Origin of the sequence: Actinomadura sp. 3N508 (assembly GCF_044326375.1) — a bacterium.
Lineage (GTDB): Bacteria > Actinomycetota > Actinomycetes > Streptosporangiales > Streptosporangiaceae > Spirillospora.
Genome location: NZ_JBIRAX010000008.1, coordinates 1 through 13118 on the forward strand (window position 1 = coordinate 1; position 13118 = coordinate 13118).

Below are 13118 nucleotides of genomic sequence, written 5' to 3' on the forward strand. Positions count from 1 at the left end.
CACCCAGCCGCTCATGCCCCTCACGGAACACCGTCGCCGACACCTCGACCGTCTCACCCACCACCGCCTTGGCCGGCCACCGCCCGCACCCCACCACCGGCGCCACCTCAAGGATCGGAATGCGGCCAAGCCGTGGAATGCCGGTCTCGCTGGACGTCCATGACTCGACGTGCATGCCGCAACCCCTACCCGTGCGAAATCTCCAAAACGTCCCTATGCCCGGGAAGGAGCGGGACCTGCCGAGTCGTTGCGGTGACTTTGCGCGACGACCCGTACACGCAACCCCGCTTGTCGCACCCTCGGACCGCACCGCATAGCGTGACGTTGCGTGAAGGCAATACGACGTTTCACGGTCCGCACCGTCCTCCCGGAACCGCTCCGGCAGCTTGAGGAGCTGGTCCTCAACCTGCGCTGGTCCTGGCATCACGAGACGCTCGACCTGTTCCGCGCGGTGGACCCGGCGCTGTGGCGGGCCGTCCACCACGACCCGGTCAGGCTGCTCGGCGAGGTCGCGCCGGAACGGCTGGAACGGCTGGCCGACGACCGGCGGTTCCTGCGCCGCCTCCAGGACACCACCGAGGACCTGCGCGAATACCTGACAGCCCCGCGCTGGTACCAGTCGAGGCCGGACACTCCGGACGCCATCGCCTACTTCTCGCCCGAGTACGGGATCACCGCCGCGCTGCCGCAGTACTCCGGCGGGCTCGGCATCCTCGCGGGCGACCATCTGAAGACCGCGAGCGACCTGGGCGTCCCGATCATCGGTGTCGGGCTGCTCTACCGGCACGGTTACTTCTCGCAGTCGCTGTCGCCGGACGGCTGGCAGCTGGAGCGCTATCCGCCGATCGACCCGAACGGCCTCCCGCTGACCCTGCTCCGCGAACGCGACGGCTCACCCGTCCGCGTCGTCATCGGGCTCCCGAAGGGGCCGGGCCTGCACGCGCAGGTCTGGATCGCGCAGGTCGGACGCGTCCCGCAACTGCTCCTCGACTCCGACGTCGAGGAGAACGACCAGTCCGCGCGGGACGTCACCGACCGGCTCTACGGGGGCGGCGGCGACCACCGGCTGCTGCAGGAGATGCTGCTCGGCATCGGCGGCGTCCGGGCGATCCGCGCGTACTGCCGCATCACCGGGCATCCGGCGCCGGAGGTGTTCCACACCAACGAGGGCCACGCCGGGTTCCTCGGCCTGGAACGCATCCGCGAGCTGGCGGCCGAGGACGGCCTGACGTTCGACGAGGCGCTGGAGGCCGTCCGCGCGGGCACGGTGTTCACCACGCACACCCCCGTCCCGGCCGGGATCGACCGCTTCCCCCGCGACCTGATAGCCCGGTACTTCGGCGGCGCCAACGCGGAGGAGGAGGTCCCCGTCGAGCGGATCCTCGCGCTCGGCGCCGAGGACTACCCCGGCGGCGACCGCACCGTGTTCAACATGGCCGTGATGGGGATGCGGCTGGCGCAGCGCGTCAACGGCGTCAGCGAGCTGCACGGACGCGTCAGCCGGGAGATGTTCGGCGGGCTGTGGGGCGGCTTCGACGTCGCCGAGGTCCCGGTCGGGTCGATCACGAACGGCGTCCACGCGGGCACGTGGGTGGCGCGCGAGATCCTGGAACTCGCCGCCCGGGAGCTGCCGTCCATCGTCGAGTCGGGACGTGGCTGGGAGGAGATCCGGGCCCGTCCCGGCACCGAGCTGTGGCGGATACGCGGGGCGCTGCGGCGCCGGCTCGTCCTGGAGGCGCGGCGCCGTCTTCGCGAGTCGTGGCGAGGACGCGGCGCGAGCGAGGCGGAGATCTCCTGGATCGACGATGCTCTCGACCCGGACGTCCTGACGATCGGTTTCGCGCGACGCGTCCCGTCCTACAAGCGGCTCACCCTCATGACCAGCGACCCGGACCGCCTCCGCGACATCCTCCTGCACCCCGACCGCCCGGTGCAGATCGTCATCGCCGGGAAGGCGCATCCCGCCGACGAGGGCGGCAAACGCCTCATCCAGGACATCGTGCGGTTCACCGAATCAGAGGACGTCCGGCACCGCATCGTGTTCCTGCCCGACTACGACATGGCGCTCGGCCGGCTCATGGTGCAGGGCTGCGACGTGTGGATGAACAACCCGCTGCGCCCGCTGGAGGCGTGCGGCACGTCCGGGATGAAGGCTGCGCTGAACGGGGCGCTGAACCTCTCCATCCTCGACGGCTGGTGGGACGAGTGGTACGACGGCCAGAACGGCTGGGCGATCCCGTCCGCCGACGGCCTCTCCGGCCCTGACCGGCGCGACGAGCTGGAGGCCGCCGCGCTGTACGAGCTGATCGAGGACCACGTGTCCGTCACGTTCTACGACCGGGACGCGGACGGGCTGCCGCGCCGCTGGCTCGAAATGGTCAAGCACACCATCGCCACGCTCGGCCCGAAGGTCCTCGCGTCCCGGATGCTGCGCGACTACGTCGAGGACCTGTACGCCCCGGCCGCCGCGTCCGCCCGCGCCATGTCCGCCGACGACTTCGAGGGCGCCCGCGAGCTGGCCGCATGGAAGCGGCGCGTCCGAAAGGCGTGGCCGGCCGTGGCAGTCGAGCACGTCGAGTCGAACGGATCGGAAAGCCCGCAGGTCGGAGCACACCTGTCGGTTCGAGTCGTCGTCGACCTCGGCGGCCTGGACTCTTCCGATGTCGCGGTCGAGGTCGTCTACGGCCGGGTGGACGACTCCGACACACTGATCGACCCGTCCTACCTGCAACTCCACGACGGCGAACCGGCCGAGAAGGATCGCGTCCGCTACACAGGCGAGGTCCCGCTAGGACGCAGCGGAGCGTTCGGCTACAACGTCCGAGTCGTGCCGACCCACCCGATGCTGTCGGGCCGCGCGGAAATGGGCCTGGTAGCCCTGCCGCCGACACCCCCGGGCATGACCAACGGCGACCTGCGCTAGCTGCGTGCGGGTGCCAGCGGAGATGTAGGCGAGGACGGCCAGGACTCGGCGGTGGCGGTCGCCGTCGTCTGGGATGGCCAGTTTCTGGAAGATGGCGCGCATGTGGGTCTCGACGGTTCGTTCGCCGAGGCACAGGCGGAGCCGCCGGAGGCTACCAGTGACACCGAGTGCCGGGCCTTCACGTGCTGGGACAGCAGGATCATCGGCAGGTCCGGCGTGGACTCCCGGAGCCGCAGTGCGGCGCGGGCGCCGTCGTGTCGCCGCCGCACCACCCGGGCCGAGGCCGTCGACATCTCGGGGTGAGGCGTGCCGCCCCTTCTCCAGACCCGGTCGCCGCCTGCCCCGGCGGCGACCGGGTCCGTCCGGCTAAGCCTGCGGGTCGTCGTCGTCGGCGGGCGGGGGGTCGGTCAGTTGCCAGGCGGCGACGATCAGCGGCAGGAAGATGTGCGTCACCAGCAGGGCGAAGAGGATCAGGAACAGGGCGGCGCCGGGGATCTGGGAGTCGCGGCCGTCGCGGTCGGCGGCCATCGTCACCAGCAGGACGGCGGCGATCACGATGGTGGACGCGCGGTGCGCGGTCGCGAACGCGCGGAGCCGGGCGGTGAGCTGGCGCTCGTCGAGCTCGCGCTCTCGTTTGGCGGTCAGGCCGCGGGTCAGCGCGACCAGCTGCGTCGCGAGGGGGATGCCGATCAGCAGCAGCACGCCCAGGACCACCATGTTGACGATCATCGCGGTGTCGCTGGGGGCGAGGACCCAGGAGACGGCGGCGTCCACCCAGAGAAGGCCCAGCGTGACCGCGCCCGCACCGGCCAGCACCCGGCGGGGACGGCGGCGGGCGTAGCGGTCGGGCATGCGGTGGTCCAGCTTGTCCTCAAGCGCGGTCAGGCGGTCCGCGCGCTTGCGGCGGGAGCGCTCCATCCACTGCGCCGTCTTGTTCGTCATGGAGTGCCTCCGATTCTCGGGAACGGTTTCAGGGAGAAGACGACCTCGACGGGCACCTCGAAGTAGTCCGCGATGCGCAGGGCCAGGTGCAGGCTGGGGCTGTACTCGCCCCGCTCCAGGTAGCCGACCGTCTGGTAGTGGACGCCCAGCGCGGTGGCCAGGTCGCGGCGCGAGACGCCGCGTTCGGCCCGCAGCATGGTGATCCGGTTGTAGACGTGCTCCTTGTCGCCGGGCATCAGAGCGCGCCCTGGGGGGCCGGTCGTTCCGGCTGCGTGTCCATGAACACTCCCGTATGGAAACTTTGATCACCCGTTGGATCACTGTGATCGTTGATAGTAGAAGTACTACATCTCATTGCAGTGACGCAACCGGCGGGAGGCTGGCAGGATGGATTCCGTGCGAGCTCCGGAGTGGTGGCCGCCGCGCGGGCGGTCCGCCGACCTGCTCCTGACCCTGGGATGCACGGTCGTGACGGTCGGGGCCGTCCTGACGGTGATCGAGAAGGACGGCCGTGGCCCCATGCCCTGGCTCGGCTGGATCCTGCTCGCGGTGACGTGCGGCGCGCTCTACTTCCGGCGACGCCATCCCGTCGCGGTCGCGATCGTCACGTTCGTCTGCTGCGCCGTCTACTACCCCGTGACCGAGCCGGACGGTCCCGTCGTCCTCACGTTCGTGATCGCGCTCTATACCGTGGCCGCCGCCGGGCATCTGGTGGTCGCGGGCGTCCTCGTGGCGCTGTCGATGGGCGCGACCCTGTACGGGGACTACCGCGGTGACGCCAACCACCTCGCGGACGCGGCCGGGTTCCTGCTCGCCGGATGGTTCGTCGCGGTCATGGCGGTCGGCGGCGTCGTCCGGAACCGGCGCGCCTACCTGCGGGAGGCCGAGGAGCGCGCGCGGGCCGCCGAGCGTGGACGCGAGGCGGAGGCCCGCCGCCGCGCCATCGAGGAGCGGCTGCGGATCGCCCGCGAGCTGCACGACGTCCTCGGGCACAACATCTCGCTCATCAACGTGCAGGCCACGGCCGCGCTGCACGGCCTGCGCCGCGAGCCCGAGCGTGCCGAGGACGCCCTGACGGCGATCAAGCAGGCCAGCAAGGACACCCTCCGCGAGATGCGCGCGACCCTCGGCGTCCTGCGCCGGGTCGACGAGGCCGCGCCGGTCAGCCCCGCGCCCGGCCTCGCCCGGCTGGACGAGCTGACCGGCGGTCTCGCCACCGCCGGGCTCACCGTCCGGACCGAGGTCGAGGGCGAGCCCCGGTCACTGCCCGCCGAGGCGGACCTGGCGGCGTACCGGATCGTCCAGGAGGCCCTCACGAACGTGACGCGGCATTCCAGCGCGTCTGCGGCCGTCGTCCGCATCCGCTATGGGGACGAGGACGTCACCGTCCAGGTTCATGACGACGGGCTCCCTGCCACCGGTCCTTCTGAGGACGGCAGCGGGATCCGCGGGATGCGCGACCGTGCCGAGGCCCTGGGCGGCGAATTCGAGGCCGGTGCCGGTCCCGGCGGCGGCTTCACCGTCCACGCCCGCCTCCCCGCCTGACTTCGGCGTTCCGCGCCTCGCCGCGGGCGGTCATCGGTCGCCGATGCGTTCGAGCGCCTTCTTCGCCTGGTCCCGGACGTTCTCGTCCGGGCTCGCCAGCGCCTGCGAGATCCGGGCGCGCGCCGGGACGTGGCGGAGCTTGCCGAGTGCCTTCACGGCGTCGGCGGCGACCTCGGGGTCGTCGAGCAGGTCGAGCAGAATCCCGGGGACGCGCTCGTCCTTGGTCTTGGCGAGCCCCGGGTCGACGATCAGGCAGCGCGCGCGGCCGTAAGATCTGTTCGTCGCGAGCTCGATGTATTCGTCGGCCACGGAAGGGTCGGCGAATTTCGCCAGGCCCTGGCCGATCGTCACCCGGAGGTCTTCCCGCCGCTGCGCGTCGGCCTCTGGGAACTGCGGGTCGCCGACGGGCGGCGGATCGCGGAACAGCCGCAGCAGAACCGGGCGAGCCTGCTTCTTGGCGAAGCCCTCCGACAGCGCCCGGACGATGTCGTCCGCGAGCGGATAGTAGGTGATTTTCGGCAGCCATTCGAGCATGGCCGGAACCGCCGCCCGGTAGTCGATGGGGCGGCGCGAAAGTTCGTTTCCTTCCGCGTCCAGGGAGAAGACGGCCACCTGGTAGAGGTCTCCGACGCGCACCATCCGGTGGCCGATTTCCTGGAGGTCGGGCACCAGCGGCGCGATGTCGGCGAGCACGCCCCGGGCGGCCTCCGCGTAGAGCCGCTGCGCCTCGACGACCCGGGGGTTATCGGCCACCGCGCGTTCCGCGAGGCGTTGAACCCCCGGATCGTTGACGATCTTCTCGACCAGTTGCCGGTGCGTAAGGCCTGCGGAGTCGATCCGCGGCATGTCTTCTCGCCGCGGATTGTCCTCTCGACGTGCCACGAAACGGCCCTCCCGGTCGGGATCATCGTGCGAGGCGCGGTTCATCAAGGGATGATCTCAACTATCTTGATGTCGGCCAGGTTCTGGTTGATGAAATTCCTCATCTTCTTGCTTATCTTGGTGTTCCCTGGCGTGCGTACATAGATGTGGAGCTCCTTCCCTTGGCTCTTTGCCAGAGCCAAGTAATCCTTCATTTGCTCCACCACTCGCTTGCCGCCCAGCCAGGCGACGTTCTTCGCTTCACCGATGAATACCGCGCCCACGAAGTCCGGGATTCGGTTGTTGCCGTTGATCAGGAATTTCTTGGTGTTCTTCGGGAGGCCGCCCGTCTGGCGGCTCACGGCGGCCTCTCCCGCCTGTCCCATTCTGCAGTACTTGGCGCCGCCGGAGTAAAGGGCGCCGCCGGAGTAAAGGGCGGGGACGACGGGCGCGCAGGGATAGCGCAGGTAGCCGACGACCTCGTTGATGATCCTCCGAGAGCTCTGCAGGACCCCCTGCGCGGCGCGGACCGTGGCCCGGAAACCATGGATGCCCTCGGCGATCCGCCAGATCGACTTGCCGATCCTGGGGATCTTGCCGCCGAGGGCCAGCAGCTTGAGGGGGCCGAGCGCGTTGAGCGCGGTGAACAGGCAGCCGACGATGTCGCCCTTGGTGAAGCAGTTCTTGGCGTCGGTCCATCCGATGAGGTCGAGGAGGAGCCCGCCGCCCGCGGACGTCACGACGTCGAGGACGCTGCGGGACGCGTCGGCCTTGGCGGTGCGGAACGGCCCGACGAGTGCGGGATCCTCGGCGTCGAGGACGTCCTCCTCGGTGCGGATGTCGCCGTAGTCGATGTCCGGGTCTTCGCCTTCGCCCTGCGGGAAGCCGTGTTCGAACCCGTCCGACTTTTGCTTCTCCTCCGCCCTGCGCTTCTCTTCGGCGATCCGTGCCGCCTCGGCCGCTGCCGCCGCTGCCGCCGCGGCGTCCTTGCCGGCCTGGATGGCGTCGGCGCGGGCGCGCATCGCCGCGCGGTACGCCTCGTCGGCGTAGGCGCGGGCCTGGTCGGCGGAGGTCGCCGCGCGAGCGGCGGACTTGGCGGCCGACCGCGCGGCGGCCGCGGCGCGCTCGGCCGCGGCGGACGCGGTCTTCGCCGACTGGGCGGCGCGGGCCGCGGACTCACCGGCCCTGGCGGCGGAGGCGCGGGCGTCGGCGGCGTGGCCGGCGGCCTGCGCGGCGTAGGCCTTGGCCTGCTTGGCGGCCGCGTCGGCCTCGGCGGCGGCGCCCCTGGCACGGGCGGCGACCTCCTGGGCGAGCGCGGCGTTCTGCTGGGCGGTGGCGGTGGTGCGTTGCGCGTTGGCGATGTAGGCGCCGATCTCGGCGTCGTGGGCGGCGGTGTCGGCGTCGCGTTGCCGTGCCTTGTGCTGCTCGACCTCCACGAACGCCCGGACGTGGGAGGCGGGGCCGGAGAGCGCCGCCTGGGCCGCGGCCTTCAGCTCCGGCCCGGCGTCGGCCTGCATCTGGCCGATCGCGATCCGGTCGTCGTTCTCCTGCGCCACCGCGAACCCGGATCGCAGGAAGGCCTGCAGCGCTTCGGGGGTGTCGGCGTCGAGCGCCTCGCTGGCGGCCTTCTTCACCTTCGGCCCGCCCTCGGCGCTGATGCGGCCGATCTCGATGCGGTACTCGTCCATCCGCACCACGTGCTGTTCCGTGGTGAGGAACCTCCGGGCCTCGGTCCGGTCGCCCTTCTCGGCCTCGGTCGCGGCGGCCTTGAGCTTGGCGTCGCCGGTGGTCTCGATGACGTGGCGGAGGCTGGCGCGGTCGTCGCCCTCGATCGCCGCGTCCAGGCCGGTGCGGACGAACTCGATCACGTCGTCGTCGGTGTTGGCCAGCGCGTCCTCGGCGGCGGCCTGCACGTGCGGGCCGCCGGTTCCGATCAGCCGGATCGCGGCCTTGCGCCCGTTGAGGACGACGGTGGCACGCGGGGCGCCCGCGGCGCGGGCCTCGGCCAGCAGCCGGTCGGTCTCGGCCTGGAACTTCTCCGCCTCTCCGGCCTCCCACCTCTCCTTCGCCTTGCGCTCGTTCTCGGCGTCCAGCGCGTCCTCGGCCGTGGCGACGTTCTGGTCCTCCCAGGCGGCGAGGCGGGCGGCGTCGGCCTGCTTGGCGAGTTCGTGGGTCTTGACCGCCTGGGCGGTCGCCTTGGCCGCCTGCTCCGCCGCCTTGGTGGCCTCGCCGGCGTGCTTGGTGGCGACCTGGGCGTTGTTCTTGGCCTCGCCGGCGTGGTCGGCCGCGTCGTCGGCCGCCTTCGCCGCCTGCTCGGCGTACTGGGCCGAGTCGTTGGCGTGGTCCCTGGCGAGGTTGGCCTGGGTCTCGGCCTCCCTGGCGAGTGCCACCACCCGGTTGGCGGCCTTGATCGCCGCGCTCGCGCGGCGTTCGGCGTACTTGGCGGCGTTGTGGGCGTCCCGCGCTTCGGCGCCCGCCTTGCCGGCCCACTCGCCCGCCTGGTTGGAGAATCCGGCGGCCTGGTTGGCGTGGTTGCCGGCCGAGGCGGCGGCCTGCGCGGCGACGCCGGCGGCGCGGGCCGCGGCGGCGGCCGCGCCCGCGGCCTGCGCGGCCCTGCGGGCCCCGGCCGCGACATCGCGGGCGTTCTCCGCGGCCCGCCGGGCCTCGGCCGCGCGCCCGGCGTCGGCATGGGCGGCCTGGGCGGACTGGTTGGCCCTGGCGGCGGCCTGCCCGGCCAGGGAGGCGGCCGTCGCGGCGCGGGATGCGGCGGACGCCGCGACGCGGGCGGCGCGGTTGGCGTCCGCGGCGGCGTCCAGGGCGACCTTCGCGGCGGCCGCGGCCCGCTTGGCCGCGGTCGCGGCGCGCTTGGACGCCGCGGCGGCCTTGACCGCCGAGCCCTGCGCGTTCTTGGTGTCCTGCGCGGCCCGGTCGGTGGCCTGCTTCGCGAGGTTCGCGGCGTGCACCGCGCGGTCCGATGCCTCCTGGGCGGCCTGGGTGTGCAGCGCCGCGCGCTTGCCGGCGTCGTCGGCGAGGGTCGCCAGCTGCGCGACGGCGTCGGTCTCGGCGTCACGGGCGGCGGCGACCTCGTACCCCTGGCGCAGGAACTCGCGGACGTCCTCGATGGTGCCGTCCATCGCGCGGGCGGCGGCCGCCTTGACCGCAGGGCCGCCCGTGGCGGAGAGCCGCGCCACCTGCAGGCGGTCGTCCTTGTCCTGGGCCTCCTGGTAGCCGGAATCCAGGAACTTCTCCTGGTCCTCGGCGGTGCCGTCCATCGCCTTGGTGGCGGCCTCCTGGACGTTGCGTCCGGTCGCCGCGGCATGGATCTGGGCGATCCTGAGACGGACGTCCTCCTCCCACGGCCCCTTCCAGCCGCCGTCCAGGAAGGCCTTGATCTGGTCGGGGCCACCGTCCAGCGCGGCTTGCGCGGCGCGGCGCACGTTGCGGCCACCGGCCGCCAGGACCTGCTCGACGGCGGCGCGCATATCGGTTTCGGCGGAGGCCTTGGCGCCGTGCTCGACGAACTCGACCACGTCGCCGTCGGCGCCGAGCAGCGCGACCTCGGCCTGCCGGACGGTCTCCGGCCCGCCGGTCTTGAGCAGCTCGACGGCCGCGCGCCGCTGTTCGGCGATCGGCGGATCGGCGCGGTGGGTGCGGTGGGTGTGCGCGGTGGCCGCGTTGCCGGGCAGGAGGCCGACGGTCATCGTCAACGCCACGAGGAGCGCTACGGCCCGGGCCAGGCGAGTGGCCGTCGGGTGGGTGAGTAAGCGGCTTCGATGGAAGGTCACGGCACTCAACTCCGGGCGGGGGGACGCGGGCACGAGGCCGGGCACCACGCCCTTCCGGGCGGTGCGGGAGTGCTCGACGTCCTTGAGTGAAACCCGAGTCGATCACCCCGGCAAGAGGGACCGCACACGAGTGCGGTGAATTGTTCTGATCACTGACTGTTGATCAACTATGCGCTGACCAGCATTGTCAAAAGCGATATTGTGACCGTCGTGTCAGGTGGCCATATGTGGCCAGCGGCGCGAATATTGACTCTTCAGGCAAAAGATGTTGAAGATCACTGCGAAAACGCTGATCGAGGACGTCTCGCTGGAAGGTGAACGCCGTGCGGATTCGAGTGGACACCGGTCATATCGGCTTATGTTCGATGGCCCTCGCGCTTGCTGCTTTACTCGGCGCCGCCTTGGTGGGCAATGCCGCGCCGACCAGGGCCGCACCCGCCACGGCGGCATCGGAAACGGCGTCGCGTGGCGAGGGTGAGACGTCCGCCGTGGAGGACGGCGCCTATCCGGACGCCGACCGGATCCAAACCGAGCGGGGCATCACGGTCATCAGCGGCAACGGCCTGATCACTCTCGCCGAATGCGGCGCGGACTCGCTCATCCAGGTTCGCAGCAACACCAAGGGGCTGGTCTGCTTCGACGTGGAATTGTGGCCGGATTACGAGGGCGTCATCACGGTCAAAATTCCCGAGGTCTACTACATCAAAGGTGACGATCACCAGGTCACGGCGGACCTCACCACCGGCAAGGGGGAAACCAAGACCTACCCGATCGCCCGTGACGAATGGACCCCCGTCGGCGAGGGCGCCGACCCGGACAACGGTCCCGAAACCCTCATCGAGCTGAGGGCGAAATGATGAACGGCAACCTGAGCCCTGGCACGGACGGGAGACGTGCGTTCCGCCGCCATGCGGTACTGCTCGCCCTCGTCCTCGCCGCCACGGCCGTCGTCACCGGCCCCGTGATGGCCGTCAACGGAGGGGAGCCCCTTCCGTACGGCTCGAACAAGTTCACGGTCCGGCTCCAGATCGGCTCTGAACGAACCTGCAGCGGGGCACTGGTCAAGCCGAGCTGGGTGCTCACCGCCAAGTCCTGTTTCGCGCCCGCCGGTGCGAAGACGTCCACCGGACGAATGTCACCGGCGGGTTCGCCGCCCCCATTGCCGACCACCGCGACCGCGCGCTTCTGGGTCCGGACCATAGGCGGATGGAAGGCTTCGGTCGTCTACCTCGTTCCCCACCCCGACCGTGACCTCGTCCTCGCCGAGGTCGACGCCTGGGACACCGAATTCACTCCGATTCCGATCGCCACCGCACCTCCCGAACCCGGCGAGAAGTTGCGCGCCACCGGCTATGGCCGTACCGCCACGGAGTGGGCGCCCCACGCCGCCCACATCGCGACCGTCACCGCGGGCCGGCCGACCACCACAGCCCTGCCCATCACCAGTGCCGGTCCCGGTGCGGCCATCTGCAAAGGCGATGCGGGCGGGCCCACCTTCCGCGAAATCGGCGGCAGGGCCGAACTGGTCGCCGTCCATGATGTCTCCGGGCAGAAAGGGTGCCTCGACGCCCCGGATACCGCGACCAGCACCGCCACCGATATTCGTGTCGATGGACTCTCCGGCTGGATCGACGCCACTACCGACCGCACCAGCATCTACGCGCGCGACGACCGCTGGTCGCGCACCCCTGTCCCGCTCTGCTATTCCCGAAGCGGCCGCACCCGCCTCCGCTGGAACGAGAACAGACTTCAGATCTGGAAAAAGGATCAGATTGACGACCTGCTCGCCTTGGAAACGGGCGACACCTTCCACTTCCACACCGACGGCAACCTGGTCATCTGGGACGGCGGCAAGGCCGTATGGTCGTCGGGCACGGCAGGGCATCCCGGTGCCCGGCTGGAGTGCGGCGAGGACGGCGGATTAACGATCTTCGATTCCGACGGAACCCGGCTGTGGCAGTCGGGCACCGGACCCGTCATGTACGCGGCGACCGGCACGCGACTGCCGGGCTGGCACGTGTACGGGAGGTCGATGTGCACTTCTGCCGGCCCCAGGACCAGCGTGTTCTTCTTGGGCACCACCTTCCACAGCTCGGACGGATGGCAGTCGATCACGCCGCCCCGCGACGCCGTCGGCGGCTTCGAGCGCGACGGCGCCCTGACGATTCGGGAGAACGGCACCGGCAAGCTCCTCTGGACCACGGGTACGGGCGGGCACCCCTCCGCGAGGCTGGTGTGCGAGCCCGGTCACGCCGCGATCTACGACGGCACCACCAAGCTCTGGGACACCGCCGACAACCCGACCGGGGAGCTCGTCTCGGGTGTCCGGTCCGACCGCTGCGTCGACAGTGCCGCGAGCACGAACGGAGACCCGGCCGTGCTGTTCGTATGCCAGATCGACAAGTGGGTGGGCTGGACCTTCCACCTCCGCGACGGCACCGTCCAGACCACAAGGACCAATCTGTGCCTGGACGTCAGCAACGGCAACCCCGCCGACGGCACCCCCGTACAGGTATGGACCTGCTACCCGAACCACCCGAACCAGACGTGGGAACGCCGGCCGGACGGCGCCCTGCGGAACCCCAAGACCGGTAAGTGCCTGGACGTCCCCAAGGGGACCACCGAAATCAACACGCCCCTCCAGATCTGGAAATGCAACGGCACCGCCGCCCAACGATGGACTCTGCGGAAGAACACCGCATCGGCGGCGCCTCCAGATGCTCGTCGCCGACCCCCAGACCGGCCGGTGACGCCGCGTGCCCTTCGTGGCCGTTGACCCCCCGGTCAGAGGCCCTCGGGGGCGGGGGGTGCCGTTGACCAGGGGACGTGGGTCGCGTCGTCTGCGGGACATCGCTTCCGGAAGCCAGGTTCGGAGGGCTTCGAGAAGGCGTGTCGGCAGGTCGTGCGGGAGGTCTTCCCGCCGGACGTACCAGCCGAGGTCGAGCAGGTCGACGTGCTCGGCGGCCGGGGGCTCGAACCGGCGCAGCGGGGTCGGTGACCAGAGCGGGCGGGCGTCGTTCTGGCGATCGTGGACGAGACCGTCCGTCGCCGTCGCGAGAGCG

Annotated in this window: 10 protein-coding genes; 5 read left to right on the forward strand and 5 right to left on the reverse strand. The window is 71.0% G+C overall.

The window, feature by feature from the left end; all coding sequences use genetic code 11:
* Window positions 1-424: maltotransferase domain-containing protein (locus ACH34S_RS26450; RefSeq protein ID WP_395955510.1), on the reverse strand; the 424-nt coding region annotated here is incomplete at its 3' end.
* On the opposite strand from ACH34S_RS26450, the gene glgP reads away from it, so the two are divergent.
* The gene (gene glgP / locus ACH34S_RS26455) at window positions 329-2923 is read left to right on the forward strand and encodes an alpha-glucan family phosphorylase (RefSeq protein ID WP_395955511.1); all 2595 of its coding nucleotides are present in this window, start codon (window positions 329-331) and stop codon (window positions 2921-2923) included. The two genes, ACH34S_RS26450 and glgP, sit on opposite strands and share 96 nt — an antisense overlap.
* 51 nt (window positions 2924-2974) lie before the next feature.
* A complete protein-coding gene (locus tag ACH34S_RS26460; RefSeq protein ID WP_395955512.1) occupies window positions 2975-3226 on the forward strand; it encodes a hypothetical protein in 252 nt (83 codons plus the stop codon).
* Between the two features lie 63 nt (window positions 3227-3289).
* Here ACH34S_RS26460 and ACH34S_RS26465 read toward each other — a convergent pair whose 3' ends face one another.
* Window positions 3290-3865, reverse strand: a complete 576-nt coding sequence (locus ACH34S_RS26465) for a hypothetical protein (RefSeq protein WP_395955513.1) — start codon at window positions 3863-3865, stop codon at window positions 3290-3292.
* Window positions 3862-4101: a helix-turn-helix transcriptional regulator gene (locus tag ACH34S_RS26470; RefSeq protein ID WP_132178554.1), complete on the reverse strand. Its 240-nt coding sequence runs from the start codon at window positions 4099-4101 to the stop codon at window positions 3862-3864. Before ACH34S_RS26470 ends, ACH34S_RS26465 begins: the two co-directional genes overlap by 4 nt.
* Before the next feature lie 160 nt (window positions 4102-4261).
* On the opposite strand from ACH34S_RS26470, the gene ACH34S_RS26475 reads away from it, so the two are divergent.
* Window positions 4262-5410 (forward strand): sensor histidine kinase, encoded by a 1149-nt coding sequence (locus ACH34S_RS26475; RefSeq protein WP_395955514.1) that lies wholly within the window; start codon window positions 4262-4264, stop codon window positions 5408-5410.
* 30 nt (window positions 5411-5440) lie between these two features.
* On the opposite strand, the gene ACH34S_RS26480 is transcribed toward ACH34S_RS26475, so the two are convergent.
* Together ACH34S_RS26480 and ACH34S_RS26485 are read right to left on the reverse strand one after the other, a co-directional pair.
* On the reverse strand, window positions 5441-6256 hold the full coding sequence (locus tag ACH34S_RS26480; protein ID WP_395955515.1) for a HEAT repeat domain-containing protein: 816 nt from the start codon (window positions 6254-6256) through the stop codon (window positions 5441-5443).
* Between the two features lie 80 nt (window positions 6257-6336).
* A complete protein-coding gene (locus ACH34S_RS26485; protein WP_395955516.1) occupies window positions 6337-9972 on the reverse strand; it encodes a putative toxin in 3636 nt (1211 codons plus the stop codon).
* A 407-nt stretch (window positions 9973-10379) separates the two neighbouring features.
* Between ACH34S_RS26485 and ACH34S_RS26490 the strand changes: the two genes are divergently transcribed.
* Window positions 10380-10913 (forward strand): hypothetical protein, encoded by a 534-nt coding sequence (locus ACH34S_RS26490; protein ID WP_395955517.1) that lies wholly within the window; start codon window positions 10380-10382, stop codon window positions 10911-10913.
* Window positions 10913-12832 (forward strand): ricin-type beta-trefoil lectin domain protein, encoded by a 1920-nt coding sequence (locus ACH34S_RS26495; protein ID WP_395955518.1) that lies wholly within the window; start codon window positions 10913-10915, stop codon window positions 12830-12832. Before ACH34S_RS26490 ends, ACH34S_RS26495 begins: the two co-directional genes overlap by 1 nt.
* Window positions 12833-13118: the final 286 nt, after the last annotated feature.